Origin of the sequence: Micromonospora sp. WMMA1996 (genome assembly GCF_002573675.1) — a bacterium.
Classification (GTDB): domain Bacteria; phylum Actinomycetota; class Actinomycetes; order Mycobacteriales; family Micromonosporaceae; genus Micromonospora; species Micromonospora sediminicola.
Genome location: NZ_PDHU01000001.1, coordinates 3139241 through 3161795, shown reverse-complemented (window position 1 = coordinate 3161795; position 22555 = coordinate 3139241). Strand labels below are relative to the sequence as shown.

Annotated in this window: 22 protein-coding genes and 1 riboswitch; of the genes, 20 read left to right on the top strand and 2 right to left on the bottom strand. The window is 74.1% G+C overall.

The annotated features are described in order from the left end of the window. Nucleotides 1–5 precede the first annotated feature (5 nt). From fmt to COO58_RS14410, 3 genes are all read left to right on the top strand, one after another. Nucleotides 6–932 (top strand): methionyl-tRNA formyltransferase, encoded by a 927-nt coding sequence (fmt, locus tag COO58_RS14420; RefSeq protein ID WP_098746356.1) that lies wholly within the window; start codon nt 6–8, stop codon nt 930–932. Beyond that, nucleotides 929–2431 (top strand): RsmB/NOP family class I SAM-dependent RNA methyltransferase, encoded by a 1503-nt coding sequence (locus tag COO58_RS14415; RefSeq protein ID WP_255292622.1) that lies wholly within the window; start codon nt 929–931, stop codon nt 2429–2431. The genes fmt and COO58_RS14415 overlap by 4 nt, the downstream gene beginning before the upstream one ends. A 219-nt stretch (nt 2432–2650) precedes the next feature. After that, nucleotides 2651–4402: a M28 family peptidase gene (locus tag COO58_RS14410; RefSeq protein ID WP_098745337.1), complete on the top strand. Its 1752-nt coding sequence runs from the start codon at nt 2651–2653 to the stop codon at nt 4400–4402. A 42-nt stretch (nt 4403–4444) separates the two neighbouring features. Here the strand turns inward: COO58_RS14410 and COO58_RS14405 are convergent, their stop codons facing one another. Continuing rightward, nucleotides 4445–5335 carry a septum formation family protein gene (locus tag COO58_RS14405; protein WP_098745335.1) on the bottom strand — a complete coding sequence of 297 codons (891 nt, stop codon included), beginning with the start codon at nt 5333–5335 and terminating at the stop codon, nt 4445–4447. A gap of 77 nt (nt 5336–5412) precedes the next feature. Next, nucleotides 5413–6300 (bottom strand): septum formation family protein, encoded by an 888-nt coding sequence (locus tag COO58_RS14400; protein WP_091577999.1) that lies wholly within the window; start codon nt 6298–6300, stop codon nt 5413–5415. A gap of 261 nt (nt 6301–6561) precedes the next feature. On the opposite strand from COO58_RS14400, the gene rpe reads away from it, so the two are divergent. The 17 genes from rpe to pheT all read left to right on the top strand — a co-directional run bounded on the left by rpe (nt 6562) and on the right by pheT (nt 22406). Next, nucleotides 6562–7242, top strand: a complete 681-nt coding sequence (rpe, locus tag COO58_RS14395; protein ID WP_091577996.1) for a ribulose-phosphate 3-epimerase — start codon at nt 6562–6564, stop codon at nt 7240–7242. A 1-nt stretch (nt 7243) separates the two neighbouring features. After that, a complete protein-coding gene (locus COO58_RS14390) occupies nt 7244–8200 on the top strand; it encodes a response regulator (protein ID WP_091577993.1) in 957 nt (318 codons plus the stop codon). An 82-nt stretch (nt 8201–8282) separates the two neighbouring features. Further along, nucleotides 8283–8455, top strand: a riboswitch (FMN riboswitch). A gap of 172 nt (nt 8456–8627) precedes the next feature. Then, the gene (ribD, locus tag COO58_RS14385) at nt 8628–9689 is read left to right on the top strand and encodes a bifunctional diaminohydroxyphosphoribosylaminopyrimidine deaminase/5-amino-6-(5-phosphoribosylamino)uracil reductase RibD (protein WP_091577991.1); all 1062 of its coding nucleotides are present in this window, start codon (nt 8628–8630) and stop codon (nt 9687–9689) included. 2 nt (nt 9690–9691) lie between these two features. Beyond that, complete coding sequence (locus COO58_RS14380) at nt 9692–10288, top strand: riboflavin synthase (protein ID WP_098745334.1); 597 nt, start codon at nt 9692–9694, stop codon at nt 10286–10288. After that, the gene (pnuC, locus tag COO58_RS14375) at nt 10285–10983 is read left to right on the top strand and encodes a nicotinamide riboside transporter PnuC (RefSeq protein ID WP_091577986.1); all 699 of its coding nucleotides are present in this window, start codon (nt 10285–10287) and stop codon (nt 10981–10983) included. Before COO58_RS14380 ends, pnuC begins: the two co-directional genes overlap by 4 nt. Next, the gene (locus tag COO58_RS14370) at nt 10980–12245 is read left to right on the top strand and encodes a bifunctional 3,4-dihydroxy-2-butanone-4-phosphate synthase/GTP cyclohydrolase II (RefSeq protein ID WP_091577983.1); all 1266 of its coding nucleotides are present in this window, start codon (nt 10980–10982) and stop codon (nt 12243–12245) included. Before pnuC ends, COO58_RS14370 begins: the two co-directional genes overlap by 4 nt. Before the next feature lie 4 nt (nt 12246–12249). Beyond that, entirely contained in the window at nt 12250–12747 is a 498-nt protein-coding gene (ribH, locus tag COO58_RS14365) for a 6,7-dimethyl-8-ribityllumazine synthase (RefSeq protein WP_098745332.1), read from the top strand. 630 nt (nt 12748–13377) lie between these two features. Continuing rightward, nucleotides 13378–13659: a phosphoribosyl-ATP diphosphatase gene (locus COO58_RS14355; RefSeq protein WP_216642383.1), complete on the top strand. Its 282-nt coding sequence runs from the start codon at nt 13378–13380 to the stop codon at nt 13657–13659. 43 nt (nt 13660–13702) lie between these two features. Next, on the top strand, nt 13703–14548 hold the full coding sequence (gene hisG / locus COO58_RS14350) for an ATP phosphoribosyltransferase (RefSeq protein WP_091577975.1): 846 nt from the start codon (nt 13703–13705) through the stop codon (nt 14546–14548). Then, entirely contained in the window at nt 14545–15507 is a 963-nt protein-coding gene (locus COO58_RS14345) for a DMT family transporter (protein WP_091577973.1), read from the top strand. Before hisG ends, COO58_RS14345 begins: the two co-directional genes overlap by 4 nt. Continuing rightward, complete coding sequence (locus COO58_RS14340; RefSeq protein ID WP_172967807.1) at nt 15504–15977, top strand: PH domain-containing protein; 474 nt, start codon at nt 15504–15506, stop codon at nt 15975–15977. The genes COO58_RS14345 and COO58_RS14340 overlap by 4 nt, the downstream gene beginning before the upstream one ends. Before the next feature lie 328 nt (nt 15978–16305). Next, nucleotides 16306–16956: a translation initiation factor IF-3 gene (gene infC, locus COO58_RS14335; protein WP_091577968.1), complete on the top strand. Its 651-nt coding sequence runs from the start codon at nt 16306–16308 to the stop codon at nt 16954–16956. An 18-nt stretch (nt 16957–16974) separates the two neighbouring features. Next, nucleotides 16975–17169, top strand: a complete 195-nt coding sequence (gene rpmI, locus COO58_RS14330) for a 50S ribosomal protein L35 (RefSeq protein ID WP_091309655.1) — start codon at nt 16975–16977, stop codon at nt 17167–17169. Between the two features lie 32 nt (nt 17170–17201). After that, on the top strand, nt 17202–17594 hold the full coding sequence (rplT, locus tag COO58_RS14325) for a 50S ribosomal protein L20 (protein WP_091577965.1): 393 nt from the start codon (nt 17202–17204) through the stop codon (nt 17592–17594). An 88-nt stretch (nt 17595–17682) separates the two neighbouring features. Further along, nucleotides 17683–18564, top strand: coding sequence for an RNA methyltransferase (locus COO58_RS14320; protein ID WP_098745328.1), 882 nt, complete (start codon nt 17683–17685; stop codon nt 18562–18564). Nucleotides 18565–18735: 171 nt separating this feature from the next. Further along, nucleotides 18736–19830 carry a phenylalanine--tRNA ligase subunit alpha gene (gene pheS, locus COO58_RS14315; RefSeq protein WP_098745326.1) on the top strand — a complete coding sequence of 365 codons (1095 nt, stop codon included), beginning with the start codon at nt 18736–18738 and terminating at the stop codon, nt 19828–19830. 26 nt (nt 19831–19856) lie between these two features. Continuing rightward, nucleotides 19857–22406: a phenylalanine--tRNA ligase subunit beta gene (pheT, locus tag COO58_RS14310; protein ID WP_098745325.1), complete on the top strand. Its 2550-nt coding sequence runs from the start codon at nt 19857–19859 to the stop codon at nt 22404–22406. The last annotated feature ends 149 nt before the right edge of the window (nt 22407–22555 follow it).

Genomic DNA, 22555 nt, shown 5'->3' with positions numbered 1-22555 from the left:
CCCGGATGCGCCTGGTCTTCGCCGGCACGCCGGCGGTCGCCGTGCCGGCCCTGGACGCGATCGCCGCCTCCGGCCACGAGCTGCTCGCGGTGGTCACCCGCCCCGACGCCCCGGCCGGCCGGGGCCGAGGGCTGCACCGCTCGCCCGTCGGCGCGTGGGCCGACGCGCACGGCGTCGAGGTGCTCACCCCGGCCCGGCCACGCGAACCCGAGTTCCTCGACCGGCTGCGCGCGTTGGCGCCGGACTGCGTCCCCGTGGTCGCCTACGGCGCGCTGGTGCCGCCGGTGGCGCTGGAGATCCCCCGGCACGGTTGGATCAACCTGCACTTCTCGCTGCTGCCCGCCTGGCGGGGCGCGGCGCCGGTCCAGCACGCCGTGCTGCACGGCGACGAGCTGACCGGCGCCAGCGTGTTCGAGCTGGAGGAGGGGCTGGACACCGGCCCGGTCTACGGCACGGTCACCGACGAGATCCGTCCCACCGACACCTCCGGCGACCTGCTGGAACGGCTGGCCCACTCGGGCGCCGGGCTGCTGGTCGCCGTGCTCGACGCGATCGACGCCGGCACCGCCCGGGCGCAGCCGCAGCCGTCGGACGGCGTCTCGCTCGCCCCGAAGCTCACCGTCGAGGACGCGCGGGTGCGCTGGACCGACCCGGCGTTCGCGGTGGACCGGCGGATCCGCGCCTGCACGCCGGCCCCGGGCCCGTGGACCACCTTCCGCGACGACCGGGTCAAGCTCGGCCCGGTCACCCCGCTGGCCAACGGCCCGGAGCTGAAGCCGGGCGAGCTGCTGGCGGAGAAGTCCGGCGTCCTGGTCGGCACCGCCACCGGGCCGGTGCGCCTCGGTGAGGTGCGTGCCGCCGGCAAGAAGCCCATGTCGGCCGGCGACTGGGCGCGCGGCGCCCGGGTCGCCGCGGGCGAGGTTTTCGCGTGACGCGGCCGGAACGGCCCGTCGAGGGCGAGCGTCCCCGGGGGTACGGGCGCGGCGAGCGCGGTTCCGGGCGTCCCGGAGACCGGTCCGGCGGGCCGTCGCGGGGCGGCTACGACCGGCGGGACGCGCGCCGCCCGGTGCGGCCCGCGGTGGACCTGCCCCGGCAGGTCGCCTACGAGGCGATCGCCGCGGTGCACCGCGACGACGCGTTCGCCAACCTGGTGCTCCCGACGATGCTGCGCGAGGCGGGGCTCAGCGGCCGCGACGCGGCGTTCGCCACCGAGCTGACCTACGGCACGCTGCGGCACACCGGCACCCTGGACGCGATCGTCACCGACGCGGCGGGCCGGGACGTGCAGCGCATCGACCCGCCGGTGCGGGACGCGCTGCGGCTCGGGGCCTACCAGCTGCTGCACACCCGGGTGCCGGCGCACGCCGCGGTCTCCTCCACCGTGGACCTGGTCCGCACGGTGGGGCCCGGCGCGACCGGCTTCGCCAACGCGGTGCTGCGCGAGATCGCCGGGCGGGACGCCGACGCGTGGGTGGCCAAGCTCGCCCCGGCCGAGGAGACCGACCCGATCGGGTACCTGGCGCTGGCGTACAGCCATCCGCAGTGGATCGTCCGGGCGTTCGCCGAGGCGCTCGGCGGTGACCTGGGGGAGACCACCCGGCTGCTGATCGAGGACAACGAGCGCCCCCCGGTGCACCTGTGCGCCCGACCCGGCCTGGCCGACCCGGTGGCGCTGGCCGACGAGGTCGGCGGCGCGCCGGGCGCGTTCTCGCCGTACGCGGTCTACCTGCCCGGCGGCGCGCCGGGTGACCTGGCGGCGGTGGCCGACGGGCGGGCGCACGTGCAGGACGAGGGCTCCCAGTTGGTGGCCGACGCGCTGGCGAACGCGCCGCTGGAGGGCCCGGACGGCCGGTGGCTGGATCTGTGCGCCGGCCCGGGCGGCAAGTCCGGCCTGCTCGGTGCGATCGCGGCGACGCGCGGGGCGCGGTTGACCGCGGTCGAGGTGGCCGAGCACCGGGCCCGCCTGGTCGCCCAGGCCACCCGCGGGCTGCCGGTCACGGTGGTGCACACCGACGGGCGCACCGTCGGCGGGGACCCGAAGTTGCCGGAGGGGCACTTCGACCGGGTGCTGGTCGACGCGCCGTGCACGGGGCTGGGGTCGCTGCGCCGCCGGCCGGAGTCGCGCTGGCGCCGCCAGCCGGCGGACCTGCCGCCGTTGACCCGCCTGCAGCGTGAGCTGCTCACCGCCGCGCTGCGCGCGGTCCGTCCGGGTGGCCTGGTCGCGTACGTGACCTGCTCGCCGCACGTGGTGGAGACGCACGTGACGGTGACCGAGGCGTCCCGGCGCTGCGGCCTCCCGGTCGACTTCGTCGACGCCCGGCCGCTGCTGCCGGCCGGCATGCCGGGTCTGGGCGACGGCCCGACGGTGCAGCTCTGGCCGCACCGTCACGGCACGGACGCCATGTTCCTGGCCGTCCTGCGCCGAGGCTGACCGCTCCGCCCCTCCGCTGGGTTGATCAAGGAGTTCGCCGTCGGATTGCCGACGGCGAACTCCTTGATCAGTCCGAAGGTGGCGGGGGAGAGGCATCCCGGGGGCGGTAGGGGGTTGGTGGGATGTGACGCGCCGTTGACTGTGCGATCGATACATGTAACTGTTCCGATCACCGGTCGACCCGTCACCCCCGCCCGCCGACCCCCATGAGGAGTCTCCATGAGACGCAGCACGCCGACCACGAGCCTCGCGCTCGCCCTCGTCGCCACCCTGGCGACGGCGAGCCTGGCCGGCACCGCCTCCGCCGCTCCCGCGCCGGCCCCCGCCCCGGCGCCCGCCACCGCCGCCGCGCTCGCCGCGCCGGACGTCTCCCTGGCCAACATCCAGGCCCACCTCACCCAGTTCAACTCCATCGCCAGCAGCAACGGCGGCAACCGACGGGCCGGCTCGGCCGGCTACGCCGCGTCGGTCAGCTACGTCAAGGGCAAGCTCCAGGCGGCCGGTTACACGGTCACCGAGCAGAACTGCACCACCTGCACCTACCCGGGCAGCAACCTCATCGCCGAGTGGCCGCAGGGCCCGACCGACCAGGTCGTCATGTTCGGCGCCCACCTGGACAGCGTCTCCGCCGGCCCGGGCATCAACGACAACGGCTCCGGCTCGGCCACCCTGCTGGAGAACGCCCTGGTGCTCGCGGCGCAGAACCCCACCATGACCAAGCGGGTCCGGTTCGCCTGGTGGAACGGCGAGGAGCAGGGGCTGCAGGGCTCGAAGCACTACGTCAACCAGCTCAGCTCCACCCAGCGGGGTTACATCAAGGGCTACTACAACTTCGACATGGTCGGCTCGCCCAACGGCGGCTACTTCATCAACCGGATCACCTCGGCCACCGCGGCGCCGCTGAAGGCGTACTGGGACTCCTTCGGCATCCAGCCGGAGGAGAACACCGAGGGCCAGGGCCGCTCCGACGACTACTCGTTCGCCAACGCCGGCATCCAGACCTCCGGGTACGCGGCGGGCGCCAGCTACACCAAGACCGCGGCGCAGGCCAGCAAGTGGGGCGGCACCGCGGGCGCGCCGTACGACGGCTGCTACCACCGCTCCTGCGACACCACCAGCAACATCAACACGACCGTCCTCAACCGCAGCGCCGACGGCGTGGCGTACGCCATCTGGCAGCTCGCGGTCGGCGGCGGCACCCCGACCAACGACTTCTCCGTCGCGGTGAGCCCCACCTCCGGCAGCGTCGCCCGGGGCGGCTCCACCACCGCCACCGTCAGCACCGCCACCACCAGCGGCAGCGCGCAGACCGTGGCGCTGTCCGCCAGCGGCGCCCCGAGCGGCGTCTCGGTGAGCTTCAGCCCGTCCTCGGTCACCTCGGGCGGCTCCGCCACCATGACGGTCACCGCCTCGTCGTCGGCGACCACCGGCACGTTCACGCTCACCGTGACCGGCACCGGCTCGGCCACCCGCACCGCCAGCTACACGCTCACCGTGACCGGCGGGGGCGGCGGCTGCACCGGCGGACAGCTCATCGGCAACAGCAGCTTCGAGTCGGGCAGCACGCCGTGGACGGCCAGCTCGGGCGTGATCACCAACGACTCCGGCCAGGCGGCCCGGACCGGCTCCTACAAGGCGTGGCTGGACGGCTACGGCTCGTCGCACACCGACACGCTGAGCCAGTCGGTCACCCTGCCGGCCGGCTGCGCCAGTTACACGCTGGCCTTCTGGCTGCACATCGACTCGGCCGAGACGACCACCTCGACCGCGTACGACAAGCTGACCGTGCAGGTCGGCTCGACCACGCTGGCGACCTACTCGAACCTGAACAAGGCCACCGGCTACACCCAGCGCACCTTCAACCTCGCCGCGTACGCCGGTCAGACGGTCACGCTCAAGTGGACCGGTGTCGAGGACTCCTCGTTGCAGACCAGCTTCGTCCTGGACGACGTGACGCTCCAGGTCGGCTGAGCACACCGGGCGGGGTGGGCCGACGCCCGCCCCGCCCCCGGCTCAGGTGACCGGCAGCGCCTTCGCCCCGGCGCCCCGGACCGACCGGGTCAGCGTGCGGTCGGAGACCCAGAGGAAGCACTGCACGCCCCGGTCGCCGTCGCGCCACTGCTGCTCGTACGGGTGGTAGATGATGGTGCCGGCCCGGTACTGCATGTTGCCGTCGTTCGGCACCTTGGCGTACGTGGCGATCAGTCCCCGGCACGCCTTGTGCGCCCGCAGCGAGGTGCGCTGGAACTCCGCGTAGCTGATGTCCGGCGCCTGCCAGATCCCGACGAACTCGGCGTGGTGCTTCGCGGTGCAGGCGACCGGCCGCATCGCCTCGATGTCGTCCTTGACCAGCTTCGGGTTGAAGCAGCCCAGCGCCAGCGGCGAACCGGGCCTCAGAGCGGCGCGCAGGCTGCCCTGACGCTCGGTCACCGTGCCGTCGTCCAGGTCGTTGACCTCGGCGACGTCGCAGCGGTACCAGCGGGCCCCGCCGGACCACGCCGGGGCCGACGGGAAGACCACGGACAGCTGCAGCCGTCCCGACCGCCAGTCCGCGCCGACGGCCTTGGTGACCTGCCGGGCGCAGTCGGCGTGGGCGGCGCGCAGACCGGCGGATCCGCCCCGCGGAGGCGCGGAGCGCGCGGCCTCCGGCCCGGTGAGCGTGCCGACGTGCAGCGTCTCGGCCCGGTGCGTGGTGGCGCAGTCGACCGGTTGGTAGCCGCTGAGGTAGCCGACGTCGGCGACGGTCGGGTGGCAGACGTCGGCCTTCGGCACGAAGCCCACGGGCGCGGCGAACGCGGGCCAGTCGTCGGCCAGGTCACGGTCCACCCCGGCCGGCGCGCCACAGCCGCCGAGCGCCAGCACCGCCACCGCGCCCGCGGCGACCGCCGCCCACCATCGCCGCATCGCGACCGACCTCCCCGCCGTCCGGAGCCGCCCGGCCGACCGGTACGCCTCGGCGACGCAGCATACGGCACTGATGCTCAGATGACGGGTAGTCCCTCCGGGCCGGCCCCGCGCATCGAGCGGGTCAGCTTCCGGTCGTCGCTCCACAGGAAACAGCGCACCCCCCGGTCGCCCTCCTCCCACTCCCGCTGCGACGGCGGGTAGAAGATGGACCCGGCCCGGTACGGCAGTTCGGCGTTGTCCGGCACGTCGGCGAAGGCGGCGATCAACGTCATGCAGCGCCGGTGCACCGACGGCGCGCCCCGGGTGAACTCCGCCCAGCTCACGTCGCGTTCGGTGTAGACGCCCACGAACTCGGCCCGGTGCGGCTCGGTGCAGAGCACCGGCGCCATGTAGTTGAGGTTCTGCCCGATCAGCTTCGGGTCGAAGCAGCGGTGCACCAGCGGGTTGTCCCCGACCAGGGCGCCGCGCAGGCTGCCGATCCGGTTGACCGGCCGGGTGTTGTCGATGCTGTCGGTCTCGGCCAGGTCGCAGCGGAACCAGCGCGCGCCGGCGACCCAGGCGGTGGCCGGGGGCAACGCGATGTTCAGCGTGAGCCGGGCGGCGTGCCAGTCCCCGCCGATCATCTCCCGGGCCCGCTGGTCGCACTCGGTGCGCGCGACGCGCAGCGCCGGGGAGCCGGGCTCCGGGCGGGCGCCGGCGGCCGCCGGACCGGTGAACGTGCCGACGTGGACCGCCTCGGCCAGGTGGCTGCCGGCGCAGTTCACCGTCTCGTACGTGGCGGCCTGCACCACCGCGGTGAGCCGGGGCAGACACGCGTCGGTGGCCGGGACGAACAGCTGGGGCGCGGGCAGCGCCGCCCAGTCGTCGACGAGGTCCCCGTCGGCCCGGTGCGCCGGGACGCAGCCGGCGATCACCGCCGTCACGGCACCGGCCAGCGCGAGCGTGTGGAGCAACCGTCGCATCGTCCGCCCCTTCGCCGGAGAGATGGCAGCCGCACACCGCAGGCCCGTGCGGCGTCCCCCGCGCCCGGGCGGCAGCATACGTGACCGTCCCTGTAGGAGTTTCGTCATCTTTCAATCGATCGGCCAGTCACCGACGACTATTCGTGTCGATTTCCCGCCCGGACGGGCCAATGGTGCACCACAGGTGACGGGCGGGTCACAGCCTGTCCCACACGGTGCCGCGCTGCGGACGGCGGGTGACCACGTTCGTACACTGGCCCCGTGACCGTACCGCCGCCGATCGTCGCGCCCAGCATCCTGGCCGCCGATTTCGCCCGCCTCGCCGACGAGGTCCGTGCCGTGGAGTCCGCCGCCGACTGGCTGCACGTGGACGTCATGGACAACCACTTCGTGCCCAACCTGACCATCGGGCTGCCGGTGGTGCAGAGCCTGCGCGCGGTGACCCAGATCCCGTTCGACGTGCACCTGATGATCGAGGACCCGCGCCGCTGGGCCCCCGGATACGCCGACGCCGGCGCGTACAACGTCACGTTCCACGCCGAGGCGTGCGACGACCCGGTGGCGCTGGCCAAGGACCTGCGCTCGGCCGGCGCGAAGGCGGGATTGGCGATCGACCGGGACACCCCGATCGAGCCGTACCTGGAGCTGCTGCCCAGCTTCGACACGCTGCTGATCATGACGATCAAGGCCGGCTTCGGCGGCCAGCGCTTCCTGCCGCAGCTGCTGGACAAGGTGCGCGCCGCCCGCCGGCACGTCGACAGCGGGCACCTGGAGCTGCGCATCGAGGTGGACGGCGGCATCGCCGCGGACACCATCGAGCAGGCCGCCGCGGCCGGCGCGGACGCGTTCGTCGCCGGCACCGCGGTCTACGGCGCCGACGACCCGGCCGAGGCGGTACGCCGCCTGCGGGGCCTGGCGGAACGTGCGATGACCGGGGCCTGAGATGGACCCGGCCGACGACCGACCCGACGTGATCCTGGTCGTCGACGACGACGAGGACATCGCCCGCTTCGTCGAGTTCAACCTGCGCCTGCACGGCTTCGAGGTGCTGCACGCCGCGGACGGCCAGGAGGCGCTGGAGGTCATCGAGCGGGAACGGCCGGACCTGGCCGTGGTCGACCTGATGATGCCCCGCATCGACGGGCTGGAGCTGACCCGCCGGCTGCGCGCCGACCCGATGACCTCGGCGCTGCCGGTGATCATGCTGACCGCCAAGGGGATGACCTCCGACAAGGTCAACGGTCTCAGCGCGGGCGCCGACGACTACCTGGTCAAGCCGTTCGACACCGCCGAGCTGGTCGCCCGGGTCAGCTCCACGCTGCGCCGCAACAAGGAGTTCCGGGAGGTCTCCCCGCTGACCGGCCTGCCCGGCAACAGCCGCATCCGGCGGGAGATCAGCGACCGGGTGCGCAACGGGGTGGACTACGCCGTCGGCTACATCGACATCGACCGGTTCAAGAGCGTGAACGACCGGTACGGCTTCGTCCGCGGTGACGAGTTCATCTCCGCGCTGGCCCGCAGCCTGCACCGCGCGGTGGTGTCGATCGGCCTGCCGCCGGCCTTCCTCGGCCACGTCGGCGGCGACGACTTCGTCATCGTCTGCGCACCCGAACAGGTCCGGCCGCTGACCTTCCGGGCGGTGGAGGACTTCGAGAAGGCCGCCGACGGGCTCTACGACCCGATCGACCGGGAACGCGGCTTCGTCGAGTTGAAGGACCGCCGCGGCAACATCCGCCGGGCCGCCCTGGTCACCCTCTCCATCGGGGTGTCACTGTCCGATTCCGGCAAGCGGTTCACCGACCCGCTGGAGGCCATCGCCGTGGCCTCGGAGATGAAGACGGTGGCCAAGAGCCAGCCCGGGTCGTACGTGGCGGTCGACCGCCGCCGGGGCGTGACCTGAACCGGACATCCGCTGCTGTGAGGTAGCTCGCCTCTGTGGCGCGCGCCGCCGCCGAACGTGTAAGACTTCCGGTGTACCCACCACGCGCTGGCGGGGCTCGGTGAAATTCCGAACCGGCGGTGATCCACGGTCCGACCGTGGTAAGCCCGCGACCCGGACGGCTTCGGCCGGACGGTGGACCTGGTGAGAATCCGGGGCCGACGGTTGGGGTGCGGCTCGTCCGCCCCCAGACAGTCCGGATGGGAGACAGCGCGCGGAACGGGGGAGGTCCCTGGTGGCCGCTGAGCACCCTCAGCCGCGCCCGTGGGCTCCCCGGGGTCGGCGTCGCCGTCCCCGGGTCTCTCCGCCGCCGCGTGTGCGCGGTGCCCGTGCCGCTCCTGTCGAACCCGCCCGCGCGTGACCGGCGAGCGGGAGGGCAGGGCAGGCCATGGCGAGCGTCTCCGTCGACGAGGCGATGCGTCGTGCCGTCGCGCTGGCCGCCCGCGGCCTCGGCGCGACCAGCCCGAACCCGGTCGTCGGCTGCGTGCTGCTCGACGCCGACGGCGAGGTCGTCGGCGAGGGCTTCCACGCGTACGCCGGCGGGCCGCACGCCGAGATCGTCGCGCTGGCGCAGGCCGGCAAGCGCGCCCGGGGCGGCACCGCGGTCGTCACACTGGAGCCCTGCGACCACACCGGCCGCACCGGCCCCTGCAGTCACGCGCTCATCGCGGCCGGCGTCTCCCGGGTGGTGGTCGCGGTGCCCGACCCGAACCCGGTGGCCTCCGGCGGCGCGGCCACCCTGCGCGCCGCCGGGATCGAGGTCACCCTCGGGGTACGCACCGAGGAGGCCGAGGCCGGCAACATCGCCTGGCTCACCTCGATGCGCCGCGGCTGGCCGTACCTGATCTGGAAGTACGCCGCCACGCTCGACGGGCGCTCCGCCGCCGCCGACGGCACCAGCATGTGGATCACCTCGGAGGCGGCGCGGACCGACGTGCACGCGCTGCGCGGCACCGTCGACGCGGTGCTGGCCGGGGTCGGCACCGTGCTCGCCGACGACCCCCGGCTCACCGCCCGCAACCTGCGCGACGGCACCCTGGCCATCCGGCAGCCGCTGCGGGTCGTGGTGGACAGCTCGGGGCGTACCCCGGCCGACGCCCGGGTCCGCGACGGCGCGGCCCGGACCTGGGTGGCCACCGCCGCCGAGGTCGGCGCCGGCCCGGACGGCCGGGTCGACCTGACGGCGCTGCTCGCCGAACTGCACCACCGCGGGGTACGCGCCGCGCTGCTGGAGGGCGGCCCCACGCTGGCCGGCGCGTTCCTCGCCGCCGGCCTGGTCGACAAGATCGTCGGCTACGTCGCGCCGAAGCTGCTCGGCGCCGGCCCGACCGCGCTGCGCGACGCCGGCGTGACGACGATCGCCGACGCCATCGACCTGGAGATCACCGACGTTACGCCGGTCGGTCCCGACCTGCGGATCACCGCGCTGCCCCGGAAGAGGGAGGCCTGAACATGTTCACCGGCATCGTCGAGGAGCTGGGCGAGATCGTCCGGAGCACCGAGACCGGGGACGACTCGGCGCTGGTCGCCATCCGCGGCCCGCTGGTCACCTCGGACGCGCGGCACGGCGACTCGATCGCGGTCAACGGGGTCTGTCTGACCGTGGTCGACGTCGACGGCGGCGTGTTCACCGCCGACGTGATGGGCGAGACGCTGCGGCGTACCGCGCTCGGCGCGCTGCGCCCCGGCGACCCGGTCAACCTGGAGCGGGCCGCCGCGTTGAACAGCCGGCTGGGCGGCCACCTGGTGCAGGGGCACGTCGACGGCGTCGGCGAGGTCATCGGCCGGGAGCCGGCCGTGCAGTGGGAGACGGTCCGGTTCCGGCTGCCGGCCGGGCTGGCCCGCTACGTGGTGGAGAAGGGCTCGATCACCGTCGACGGCGTGTCCCTGACCGTCGCCGAGGTGGGCGACGACTGGTTCTCGGTCGGCCTGATCCCGACCACGCTGAAGCTCACCGTGCTCGGCACGAAGCAGGTCGGCGACCCGGTCAACCTCGAGGTCGACGTGCTGGCCAAGTACGTCGAGCGGCTGATGGGGGGTGCCCGGTGACGGGCCCGCTCGGCTGGCTGCTCGACGCCCAGGTGCACGTCGCCGGCTCGCCGGTGCTGGTCCGGGAGATCGTCGGCAACGTCTTCGGGCTCGCCTCGGCGCTGCTCGGCCTGCGCCGGGTGGTGTGGGCCTGGCCGGTCGGCATGATCGGCAACGCGTTGCTGTTCACCGTCTTCCTCGGCGGCGTCTTCGCCACCCCGCAGGCGCACGACCTCTACGGCCAGGCCGGCCGCCAGGTCTTCTTCTTCGCGGTGAGCGTCTACGGCTGGTGGCGCTGGTCGCGCAACCGCCGCGCGGGTGGTGGCGGCGAGCCGGCCGTGGTGCCGCGCTGGGCCACCTGGCGGGAGCGGCTGGGCCTGCTCGCGGTCGCGGCCGTCGGCACCGCCGCCGCCTACCCGGCGCTGGCCGCGCTCGGCTCGTGGGGCCCGCTGCCGGACGCCTGGATCCTGGTCGGCAGCCTGCTCGCCACCTACGGCATGGCGCGGGGCTGGGTGGAGTTCTGGCTGATCTGGATCGCGGTGGACGCGGTGGGCGTACCGCTGCTGCTGCGCGGCGGCTTCTACCCGTCGGCCGCCATGTACCTGGTCTACGGCGCCTTCTGCGCCGCCGGCCTGTACAGCTGGTGGCGCACCTCCCGGGCCGTCACGGCCGCCCGCACCCGCATTCCGGCGACGTACTCGGAGGTCGTGGCATGACCATCTTCGGTTCCATCGAGCAGGCGGTGGCGGACATCGCCGCCGGTCGCCCCGTGGTCGTGGTCGACGACGAGGACCGGGAGAACGAGGGCGACCTGATCTTCGCGGCCGAGCTGGCCACGCCGGAGCTGGTCGCGTTCATGGTCCGCTACACCTCCGGTTACATCTGCGTGCCGCTGACCGAGGACGAGTGCGACCGGTTGGACCTGCCGCCGATGCACCACACCAACCAGGACCGGCGCGGCACCGCGTACACGGTCACGGTGGACGCCCGCGAGGGGGTCACCACCGGCATCTCCGCCGCGGACCGCTCGCACACCATCCGGCTGCTCGCCGACGCCGGGACCGACCCGACCGACCTGGCCCGTCCCGGCCACGTGGTGCCGCTGCGCGCGCGGTCGGGCGGGGTGCTGCGCCGGGCCGGGCACACCGAGGCGGCGGTGGACCTGACCCGGCTGGCCGGGCTGCGCCCGGCCGGGGTGCTCTGCGAGCTGGTCAACGACGACGGCACCATGATGCGCGTGCCGGACCTGGAGAAGTTCTGCGCCGAGCACGGGCTGACGCTGGTCACCATCGCCGACCTGATCGCCCACCGGCGACGCACCGAGAAGCAGGTCGAACTGGCCGCCGAGGCGCGGATGCCCACCCCGTACGGGGTGTTCCGGGCGCTCGGCTACCGCGCCGAGCACGACTCGGCCGAGCACGTCGCGCTGGTCATGGGCGACCTCGGCGACGGGCGGGACGTGCTGGTCCGGGTGCACTCCGAGTGCCTCACCGGCGACGTGTTCGGCTCGCTGCGCTGCGACTGCGGACCGCAGTTGCAGGCGTCACTGGCCCGGGTCGCCCAGGAGGGACGCGGGGTGGTGCTCTACGTGCGCGGGCACGAGGGGCGCGGCATCGGCCTGCTGCACAAGCTCCAGGCGTACCAGTTGCAGGACCAGGGGCGCGACACGGTGGACGCGAACCTCGACCTGGGTCTGCCGGCCGACGCGCGGGACTACGGCACCGGCGCGCAGATCCTCTACGACGTCGGCGTCCGCTCGATGCGGCTGCTGACCAACAACCCGGCCAAACGGGCCGGCCTGGAGGGGTACGGCCTCACCGTGACCGGCCGGGAGGGCATGCCGGTGCGGTCCAACCCGGAGAACGTGCGCTACCTGCGCACCAAGCGGGACCGGATGGGCCACCTCCTGGACGGGCTGGACGAGGCGACCGAGGCCCCGATGGGCCGGCCGGTCGCCGGTGACGAGATCGGAGCGTAGGACGATGGCGGGTTTCGGAGAGCCGGGCGTGACCGCGGTGGACGCCGCCGGCATGACCGTCGGCGTGGTGGCGGCCCGCTGGCACGGCGAGCTGACCGACCACATGGCCGAGCGGGCGGTCGCCGCGGCCGAGGCGTGCGGGGCGCGGGCCGTGGTGGCCCGGGTGGCCGGCTCGGTGGAGCTGCCGGTGGTGGCCCAGGCCATGGCACGCCGGTACGACGTGGTCGTCGCGCTCGGAGTCGTGGTGCGTGGCGCGACCGCGCACTTCGACTACGTCTGCCAGTCGGTCACCGAGGGGTTGACCCGGGTGGCGCTGGACGAGGGCAAGCCGGTGGCGCACGGGGTGCTCACGGTGGACACCACCGAGCAGGCCCGGGACCGGGCCGGGCTGCCCGGCTCGGCCGAGGACAAGGGCTGGGCAGCCACGGTGGCCGCCCTCGACGCCGCACTGGCCGTCCGTACCCTGGACGCCCACGCCTCCCACCGCGTCGGCTTCGCCTGACCGCCTGACCGCCTGACCGCCCGGTCGCCTGGTCGCGTGACCGCCTGGCCGGCGGAGTGCGCCCGACGTCCAGGTGGTCGGGCGGCAGGGCAGACGACGGCGGCCGGTGACCCGTTGGGTTCGCACCGCCTTTAGAGCTGATATCAGAAGCGACTCACCCGTTCGAACCGGCGTGCCGCGGCCGGCGATCGCCCCCGTGCCGCCCGGTCCCGTGCCGCCCGGTCCCGTGCCGCCCGGTCCCGTGCCGCCCGGTCCCGTGCCGCCCGGTCCCGTGCCGCCCGGTCCCGTGCCGCCCGGTCCCGTGCCGCCCGGTCCCGTGCCGCCCGCCCGGTCCCATACCGCCCGGTTCCCGTGCCACCGGTCCCCGTCCACGACCGCCGCTCGTAGGGGCCGGATGATCGACTCAGTACGCCGAGCTGCCGGTCCGGCGCGGTCGGCGGCCCGAGTCGTTTCTGATATCAGCTCCACAGGCGGCGTGGAGGCACCCGGACCGATGGCGGCCGCCGGAGGGCCGGCACACGAGCGGAGAGCGCCGGAGCGGAGGGCCCCACCCCGATCCGCCCGCGAGGGTGCGACGGCGGCCGGTCGAACCCGCCCGACGGACCCGGGGCGAGCGGCCCCGTCGGGCGGCTGGAAGAATCGCCTTCCGTGAAGACGTTCGAGGAGTTGTTCGCCGAGCTGCAGGCCAAGGCCGCCGCCGGCACCCCCGGCTCGGGCACCGTCGACGCGCTCGCGAAGGGCGTGCACTTCATCGGCAAGAAGGTCGTCGAGGAGGCGGCCGAGTCGTGGATGGCGGCCGAGCACGAGGGCCCGGAGCGGGCCGCCGAGGAGATCTCCCAGCTGCTCTACCAGGCGCAGGTGCTGATGCTGGCCACCGGTCTCGACCTGAAGGACGTCTACCGACATCTCTGAGTGCCCGTCCGCTGATCATCCGATCGAACGAAGGAGCACTCCCATGCTGCGTGTCGCCGTACCCAACAAGGGCGCCCTGGCCGAGTCGGCCGCCGGGATGCTGCGCGAGGCGGGCTACCGCCAGCGCACCGATCCGAAGGACCTGGTCTGCCGGGACGAGCCCAACGACATCCAGTTCTTCTACCTGCGACCCAAGGACATCGCCACCTACGTCGGCTCCGGTGACCTGGACGTCGGCATCACCGGGCGCGACCTGCTGATCGACTCCGGCGCGCCGGCCGAGGAGGTGGTCGACCTCAACTTCGGTCGGGCCACCTTCCGGTTCGCCGCCCGCCCCGACGACGTCGCCTCCGTCCAGCAGCTCGGCGGGCACCGGATCGCCACCGCGTACCCGGGTCTGGTCGAGCGGCACCTGGGCGAGCTGGGCGTCAAGGCCGAGGTGATCCGGCTCGACGGCGCGGTGGAGAACGCCATCCGGCTCGGCGTGGCCGACGTGGTCGCCGATGTGGTGGAGACCGGCGCCACGCTGCGCCAGGCCGGTCTGGTGGTCTTCGGTGAGCCGCTGCTGCGCTCCTCGGCGGTGCTGGTCCGCCGGGCCGGCGCGCCCGGCGGCGCCCAGCAGGAGCAGCTCCAGCGTCGGCTGCACGGTGTGCTGGTCGCCCGCCGCTACGTGATGCTCGCCTACGACGTGCCGGCCGGCCTGCTCGACCGGGCCAGTGCGCTCACCCCGGGCATCGAGTCGCCCACGGTCTCGCCGCTGCACCGGGAGGGCTGGGTCGCGGTGCAGGCGATGGTGCTCCGCGACGACGTGCACCGGATCATGGACGAGCTGTACGAGTTGGGCGCCCGGGCGATCCTGGTCACCAACATCCACGCCTGCCGGCTGTGAGGCCGCTGCCGCTCCCGGCCGCGCTGGCCGTCGTCGTCCTGGGTGGCGTGGCCTCGGCCGCCCAGGGCGTGGTCAACGCGGAGCTGGGGGAGCGGACCGGTGATCCGGTGCTCGGCGCCGTGGTCAACAACCTGGGCGGCTGCCTGCTCGTGCTGGTCGGGCTGGCCGTCGTGCCCTCGATGCGGGCCGGGCTGGCCGGGCTGCGCCGCGCCGGGCTGCCCTGGTGGGCGTACCTGGGCGGGGTGGGCGGCGCGGTGATCGTCCTCGTCGCGCCGGTGGTGGTGCCGGTGCTCGGGGTTGCGGTGTTCACGATTGCCCAGGTCGCCGGGGGCAGCCTCGGCGGCCTGGCGGTGGACCGGGCCGGGCTGGCCGCCACCGGGCGGCTGCCGCTCACGCTGCCCCGCGTCGGCGGGGCGGTGCTCGGCGTCGGCGCGGTGGCACTCGCGCAGCTGGGCCGCCCGATCGGCGACCTCGCGGTCGGGCTGGTGCTGCTCTGCGTCGTGGGCGGGCTGGCGGTGGCCGGGCAGTCCGCGCTCAACGGCCGGGTCGCCGCGTCCGTCGGTCCGGCCGCCGGCCTCGCGGTGAACTTCGCGGTCAGCACGTCGGTGATCGGTGCGGTTGCGGTGCTGGGCGGCACGCTGGCCGAGCAGCCGCGCTGGCCCACGCAGTGGTGGCTCTACGTCGGTGGCCTGTTCGGCGTCGGCATCGTGCTGGCGCTGCTGGTCGGCGTCCGCGCGGCCGGGGTGCTGCGCACCGGCCTGGCGCTGGTGGCCGGGCAGCTCGGCGGGGCGCTGCTGCTCGACCTGGCGCTGCCCGGCGGGCCCGGCGTCCGGCTGCCGGTGCTGGCCGGCGCGGTGCTCACGCTGGTGGCCGTGCTCGTGGCCGGGGTACGCCGGCGCGGCGCGGTCCGTGTGGCGGCCGAACGTGAGCGCGAGCCGGATGGCAGACTGGTCGGGTGAGCGATTCCGTGGTGACCGTGCGGCCCCGCCGCGTCCGGGTGGTCTGCTGGGCGTCGGCCGTCGCGCTGCTGGTGGTGTTCAGCCTCGTCGCGACCTCGTTGTCCGGTTCCACCGGTGAGGGCTACGGCACGTTCCAGCGCGGCGACCAGTTCGCCATGGTCGGTCTCGGGGTCTTCGGCGCGCTCGGCTTCCTGCTGTTCACCCGCCCCCGGGTGACCGCCGACGCCCGCGGCGTGCGGGTCCGCAACGTGATCAGCTCCTACGAGCTGCCCTGGGAGGTCGTGCGCGGGGTCCGGTTCGACCGCGGCGCCCCGTGGGCCAGCCTGGAGCTGCACGACGACGACCTGCTGCCGATGGTCGCCCTGCAGGCCGCCGACAAGGAGAGCGCGGTCGAGGCGGTCCGGGCGCTGCGCCGCCTGCACCAGGCGCACCTGGCCGCGCTCGCCGCCGGCCAGCCGGCACCCCGCTGACCTGCGGGGCCCGGTTTGGGCCGGGCTGGGCCGAGGGTGTAGTCTTGCGGAGTCGACCAGACTGCCCCCGTCCCTGACGCGCGGGTGGTCATGAAGCGGAGCGCCCGCTCCCACCCGAGTCGCCGTCCAGGTGTCCGGGTCCGGTCCCCGGGTTTCGGGCACGTCCCGATCCCGGATGCGCGATCCTGTGATCGTGCCGACCGGTCGAGTGGGCCCTGGCATACGCCGGGGCCTTCTGCTTTCCGAGTCGGCTCCCGCCCGGGAGCCCACGGAGTCGGCACCACACGAGACTTCGACTCGAGGAGGCCCCATCAGCGTCGAACCACGCGTGAACGAGCAGATCCGGGCACGTGAGGTCCGACTGGTCGGCCCCGAGGGTGAGCAGGTGGGCATCGTCCCGCTGGAGCGCGCCCTGCAGCTGGCCGCGGACGTCGACCTGGACCTGGTCGAGGTTGCGCCGATGGCGCGCCCGCCGGTGTGCAAGCTCATGGACTTCGGCAAGTTCAAGTACGAGAGCGCACTCAAGGCGCGCGAAGCGCGGCGTAACCAGCAGCAGACCGTCATCAAGGAGATGAAGCTCCGGCCGAAGATCGACCCGCACGACTACGAGACCAAGAAGGGTCACGTGGTGCGGTTCCTCAAGGCGGGCGACAAGGTCAAGGTGACGATCATGTTCCGTGGTCGCGAGCAGAGCCGCCCGGAGCTGGGTTACCGGCTCCTGCGCCGGCTCGAGTCCGAGATCACGGACCTGGGATACGTCGAGGCCGCGCCGAAGCAGGACGGTCGAAACATGATCATGGTTCTCGCTCCGCACCGGGCCGTCAAGGCCTCCGCGGTCGCCGCCACGGCGTCGCGCGGTGGGCCCCGGGACCGCGCCGCGGAGGAGTCCGGAGCCCCGGCAGGTGGCGAGGCCCCGGCGGCCGGCGAGACCGCAGCAGCCGGTGAGACCGGCCCGACCGCTGACACCAGCGGCCAGTAACAGGGAGAGACGTTCCACATGCCGAAGATGAAGAGCCACACGGGTATGGGCAAGCGGGTCAAGGTGACCGGCAAGGGCAAGATCGTCGCCCAGCAGGCCGGCCTCCGCCACAACCTGGAGAAGAAGGCCAGCACCCAGACCCGTCGGCTGACCGGCACGGTCGAGCTGGCCAAGGCCGACACCAAGCGCATCAAGAAGCTGCTCGGCCGCTGACGCGCGCCACCTGAACCGAAGAAGGAGTTGAGATGGCACGCGTCAAGCGGGCTGTGAACGCCCAGAAGAAGCGTCGTACCCTGCTGGAGACCGCGAGCGGTTACCGCGGTCAGCGCTCCCGGCTCTACCGCAAGGCCAAGGAGCAGGTGCTGCACTCGATGCAGTACTCCTACCGGGACCGTCGCGACCGCAAGGGCGACTTCCGGCAGCTCTGGATCCAGCGGATCAACGCCGGAGCCCGGGCCAACGGCCTGACCTACAACCGGCTGATCCAGGGCATGCGCCTGGCCGGCATCGAGGTCGACCGCAAGATCCTGGCCGACATGGCCGTCAACGACGCCGCCGCGTTCGCGGCGATCGTCGAGCTGGCCCGCGCCGCCGTGGCGGCCGAGGGCACCGGTGGCGCCGCGGCCCAGGCCGCCTGACCCACCTGTACGCGGCCCAGGCCGCTGGACCCACCTGTACGCGGCCCAGGCCGCTGACCCACCCGTACGGCAGATCGAGGCGTCTCCCATGCAGTCACCGTCGCAGGGGAGGCGCCTCGACGCCGTTCCCGGTCCGTTCACCCCGCGTACCCCGAGGGTCGTCGCGGCCCGCCGGCTGCAGCGCCGGCGCGACCGCGAGCAGACCGGCCGGTTCCTGGCCGAGGGGCCGCAGGCGGTGCGCGAGGCGCTCGCCCTCGGCGGCGCCGTGGTCGAGCTGTTCGGCACCCCGGCGGCGCTCGACCGGTACGCCGACCTCGCCGCCGGCGCCGCCCGCGCGGACGTGCCGGTCTCCGAGGTCACCGACGACGCCCTGGCGGCGCTCGCCGAGACCGTGGCCCCGCAGGGCCTGGTGGCGGTCTGCCGGCACCTCGACGTCCCGATGGACGAGGCCCTGGCGCGTGGGCCGCGCCTGGTCGCGGTGCTCGCCGGGATCCGCGACCCGGGCAACGCCGGCACGGTGCTGCGCACCGCGGACGCGGCCGGCGCCGGCGCGGTGGTCTTCGCCGGCGAGGCCGTCGACCCCTACAACGGCAAGTGCGTGCGGGCCTCCGCCGGCAGCCTCTTCCACGTCGACGTGGTGCGCGCGGCCGACCCGCTCGCGGCCGTCGAGGCGCTGCGGGCCGCCGGCCTGTCGATCCTCGCCACCACCGGCTACGGCGACAGCGACCTCGACGACCTCGCCGACGCCGGCCGGCTCGCCACCCCCACCGCGTGGCTGTTCGGCTCGGAGGCGCACGGCCTGCCGGAGGAGCTGACCACGGCCGCCGACGCCCGGGTCCGGGTGCCGCTGCACGGGCGCGCGGAGAGTCTCAATCTGGCTGCGGCGGCGGCCGTCTGCCTGTATTCTTCGGCGAGAGCACTGCGTCGACCCACGGTCACGCAGGACGGAGCAGGGGAGTCCGCCACGTGATGAACGCGCCACGGCGTTCGTTTAGCCAGCCCGCCGGTGTCGGCGGGCGGCAGGCCTGACCTTCCTCCCTGCACGACTCCCACCGGCGGGCTGCGGCGAAGCCGCGCGTCCGTAGACTCGTCTGGCCGCCTGAGAAGGGCCGGCGCCGCCGTGAGGGAGTGCCCGTTCACCATGAGCTACCGCAACGATCCGTACGACCCGAAGCAGGTCGCCCTGCTCGACCCGGACTCCCTGGCCGGGGCCGTGGCCGACGCCGAGAAGGCGTTCGCCGCCGCCGCCGACCCGGACGCGTTGACCGCGCTGCGTCCCGCGCACCTGGGGGACCGGTCCCCGGTGTCGCTGGCGCGCCGGGAGATCGGCGCGCTGCCGCCGGCCGCGAAGTCCGACGCCGGCAAGCGGGTCAACGAGGCCCGGCGCGCCATCGAGTCCGCGTACGCCGCCCGGCAGGAGATCCTGGACCGGGAGCGGGCCGAGCGGGTGCTGGTCGAGGAGCGGGTCGACGTGACCCTGCCGTACGACCGCCGGCCGCGCGGCGCCCGCCACCCGCTGACGGTGCTGATGGAGCAGATCAGCGACCTGTTCATCGGCATGGGCTACGAGGTGGCCGAGGGTCCCGAGGTCGAGCTGGAGTGGACCAACTTCGACGCGCTGAACATCCCGGCCGACCACCCGGCCCGCGGCCTGATGGACACGTTCCACATCGCACCCGCCGACGGCTCCACCGCGGCTTCGGCCAGCTCTGCGGGTTCGGGCCTTGTTCTCCGTACGCACACGTCGCCGGTGCAGGCGCGCACCATGCTCAGCCGCAAGCCGCCGATCTACGTGGTGGTACCGGGCCGGGTCTACCGCACCGACGAGTTGGACGCCACCCACGCACCGGTCTTCCACCAGGTCGAGGGCCTGGTGGTGGACAAGGGCATCACCATGGCGCACCTGCGCGGCACGCTGGACCACTTCGCCCGGGCCATGTTCGGTGAGGGCGCGAAGACCCGCTGGCGGCCGCACTACTTCCCGTTCACCGAGCCGTCGGCGGAGTTCGACGTCTGGTTCCCGGAGCACCGGGACGGGCCGCAGTGGGTCGAGTGGGGTGGCTGCGGCATGGTCAACCCGCGCGTGCTGCGCGCCTGTGGGATCGACCCGGAGGTCTACTCCGGATTCGCGTTCGGCATGGGCATCGACCGGACCGTGATGGTCCGGCACGGGGTCAGCGACATGCGGGACATGGCCGAGGGCGACGTGCGGTTCACCCGCGCGTTCGGCGCCTGAGCTACGGGAACGGTGGAAGAAGAGTCATGCGAGTTTCTGTCAGTTGGTTGCGGGAGTACGTGGACCTCCCGGCCGACCTGCCCACCGGCGACCTGGAGCAGGCGCTGGTCGACCTCGGCATCGAGGTCGAGTCGATCGTGGACCTGCGGGAGACCGTCACCGGTCCGCTGGTCGTGGGCGAGGTCCTGGAGATCGAGGAGCTGACCGGCTTCAAGAAGCCGATCCGCTTCTGCCGGGTGGACGTGGGCGCCGCGAACGGCACCGGCGAGCCGCAGGAGATCGTCTGCGGGGCGCGCAACTTCGCCCAGGGCGACCGGGTCGTGGTGATCCTGCCGGGCGGGGTGCTGCCCGGCAACTTCGCCATCGGCGCGCGCAAGACGTACGGGCGCAACTCCCACGGCATGATCTGCTCGGCGCAGGAGCTGGGGCTCGGCGACGACCACTCGGGCATCATCGTGCTGCCCGAGGACGTGAAGGCCCAGCCCGGCGACGACGCGCGGCCGATCGTCGGCCTGGACGACGTGGTGGTCGAGATGGAGATCACCCCGGACCGCGGGTACGCGCTCAGCGTCCGCGGCATCGCCCGAGAGCTGTCGCACGCGCTCGGCGTGCCGTTCCGTGACCCCGCCGACGCGCCCGCGTCGGGCGGCACCGCCGAGCCGGCGTACCCGGTGGAGGTCCGCGACCCGGTGGGCTGCGACCGGTTCGCCGCCCGGATGGTGCGCGGTGTCGACCCGACCGTGGAGACGCCCGGCTGGATGCGGCAGCGGCTCACCGTCGCCGGCGTGCGCAGCATCTCGCTGCCCGTCGACATCACCAACTACCTGATGCTCGAACTCGGCCAGCCGATGCACGCCTTCGACGCCGACCGGATCGTCGGGCCGCTGGTGGTGCGTCGCGCCGAGCCGGGGGAGAAGCTGACCACCCTGGACGGGGTGAGCCGTGCCCTCGTACCGGAGGACATGGTGATCTGCGACGACACCGGTCCGATCTCGCTGGCCGCGGTGATGGGTGGCGAGACCAGCGAGGTACTCGCCTCCACCACGAACGTGCTCTTCGAGGCGGCGCACTGGGACCCGGCGATGGTCGGGCGCACCGCCCGGCGGCACAAGCTGTTCAGCGAGGCCGCCAAGCGCTGGGAGCGGGGCGTCGATCCGACGCTGCCGCTGGTCGCGCTGGAGAAGGCGGTCCGGCTGCTCACCGACCTGGCCAGCGGTGCCGCCGGCGCCGAGGTGCTCGACCTCGACCACGTCCGTCCGCGGACGCCGGTCGCGTTGCCGGTGGACCTGCCGTCGCGCCGGGTCGGCGTGACGTATGCGCCGGACCGGGTGGTGGAGCTGCTGGAGCAGGTCGGGTGCGCGGTCACGCGCGGCGCCGACCGGCTCGGCGAGGACCCGGGCGCCGCCGGGGTGGCCGCGTCCGGCGCGGGTGAGGTGCTCACCGTGACGCCGCCGAGCTGGCGGCCCGACCTGACCGACCCGGCCGACCTGGTGGAGGAGGTGGTCCGCCTCGACGGGTACGACCGGGTGCCGTCGGTGCTGCCCACCGCGCCGGCCGGCCGGGGCCTGACCCCGCAGCAGCAGCGTCGCCGGGCCGTCGCCCGTTCCCTGGCGGAGCGCGGCCTGGTCGAGGTGCTGTCCCAGCCGTTCGTGGCGCCGGAGCTGGCCGACCAGCTCGGCCTGCCGGCCGACGACCCGCGCCGACCCGCGGTGCGGCTGGCCAACCCGTTGTCCGAGGAGGAGCCGCTGCTGCGCACCACGCTGCTCGGCCCGCTGCTGGGCATCGTCAAGCGCAACGTGGGTCGGGGCCAGCGGGACGTGGCGATCTACGAGATCGGCGCGGTCTTCCACCCGCGTCCCGGCGTCGGCGCCCCGCCCGCCATGGGCGTGGACCGGCGGCCCACCGACGAGGAGTTCGCCGCCGCCGACGCGGTGGTCCCGGCGCAGCCGCGGCACGTCGCCGCGGCGCTCTGCGGCGAGATCGAGCCGGCCGGCTGGTGGGGCGCGGGCCGGGCGGCCGGCTGGGCGGACGCCGTCGAGGCCGGCCGGGCGGTGCTGGATGCCGCCGGCATCCCGGCCGACCGGGTGACCGTGCGGGCCGGCGAGCGGGCGCCCTGGCACCCGGGGCGCTGCGCCGAGCTGCTGGTGGACGACGTCGTCGTCGGGCACGCCGGCGAGCTGCACCCGGCCGTGGTGGCCGCGTTGGAGCTGCCCCGCCGCACCAGCGCCATGGAGCTGGACCTGGACGCGCTGCCCGCCGCGCCGCTGGCGACCGGGCCGACCATCTCCACGTTCCCGCCGGCGTTGATCGACGTGGCGCTGGTGGTGGACGAGGCGGTGCCGGCGGCGGAGGTGCGACGGGCCTTGGCCGAGGGCGCCGGTCCGCTGCTGGAGGACGTCCGGCTCTTCGACGTCTACACCTCCGCGCAGCTCGGCGCGGGGCGCAAGTCGCTGGCCTACAAGCTGACGTTCCGGGCCCCGGACCGCACGCTGGCCGGCGAGGAGGCGGTGGCCGCCCGCGACGCCGCGGTGGCGCTCGCCGCGCAGCGCTTCGGCGCCACCCTCCGCGGCGCCTGAGGTGTAAGGAAGGGCCCCCGCTCAACGCCTCCGGTAGAGGCGGGGGCCCTTCTTAACGCGCCTGCGCCGCCGTCCTCGTGCTGTCGGGATTCGTACAGACGGACCCGCTCGCGCACGGCCGGCGCCTACAGTCCTTCGACATTCGTCAG

Excerpts from the sequence above, each read along its gene's own strand:
- fmt (WP_098746356.1), top strand. The coding sequence starts at position 6 with ATGCGCCTGGTCTTCGCCGGCACGCCGGCGGTCGCCGTGCCGGCCCTG.
- COO58_RS14410 (WP_098745337.1), top strand. The coding sequence starts at position 2,651 with ATGAGACGCAGCACGCCGACCACGAGCCTCGCGCTCGCCCTCGTCGCC.
- COO58_RS14405 (WP_098745335.1), bottom strand. The coding sequence starts at position 5,335 with ATGCGGCGATGGTGGGCGGCGGTCGCCGCGGGCGCGGTGGCGGTGCTG.
- COO58_RS14400 (WP_091577999.1), bottom strand. The coding sequence starts at position 6,300 with ATGCGACGGTTGCTCCACACGCTCGCGCTGGCCGGTGCCGTGACGGCG.
- COO58_RS14390 (WP_091577993.1), top strand. The coding sequence starts at position 7,244 with ATGGACCCGGCCGACGACCGACCCGACGTGATCCTGGTCGTCGACGAC.
- ribD (WP_091577991.1), top strand. The coding sequence starts at position 8,628 with ATGGCGAGCGTCTCCGTCGACGAGGCGATGCGTCGTGCCGTCGCGCTG.
- COO58_RS14380 (WP_098745334.1), top strand. The coding sequence starts at position 9,692 with ATGTTCACCGGCATCGTCGAGGAGCTGGGCGAGATCGTCCGGAGCACC.
- COO58_RS14370 (WP_091577983.1), top strand. The coding sequence starts at position 10,980 with ATGACCATCTTCGGTTCCATCGAGCAGGCGGTGGCGGACATCGCCGCC.
- ribH (WP_098745332.1), top strand. The coding sequence starts at position 12,250 with ATGGCGGGTTTCGGAGAGCCGGGCGTGACCGCGGTGGACGCCGCCGGC.
- hisG (WP_091577975.1), top strand. The coding sequence starts at position 13,703 with ATGCTGCGTGTCGCCGTACCCAACAAGGGCGCCCTGGCCGAGTCGGCC.
- rpmI (WP_091309655.1), top strand. The coding sequence starts at position 16,975 with ATGCCGAAGATGAAGAGCCACACGGGTATGGGCAAGCGGGTCAAGGTG.
- rplT (WP_091577965.1), top strand. The coding sequence starts at position 17,202 with ATGGCACGCGTCAAGCGGGCTGTGAACGCCCAGAAGAAGCGTCGTACC.
- COO58_RS14320 (WP_098745328.1), top strand. The coding sequence starts at position 17,683 with ATGCAGTCACCGTCGCAGGGGAGGCGCCTCGACGCCGTTCCCGGTCCG.
- pheS (WP_098745326.1), top strand. The coding sequence starts at position 18,736 with ATGAGCTACCGCAACGATCCGTACGACCCGAAGCAGGTCGCCCTGCTC.
- pheT (WP_098745325.1), top strand. The coding sequence starts at position 19,857 with ATGCGAGTTTCTGTCAGTTGGTTGCGGGAGTACGTGGACCTCCCGGCC.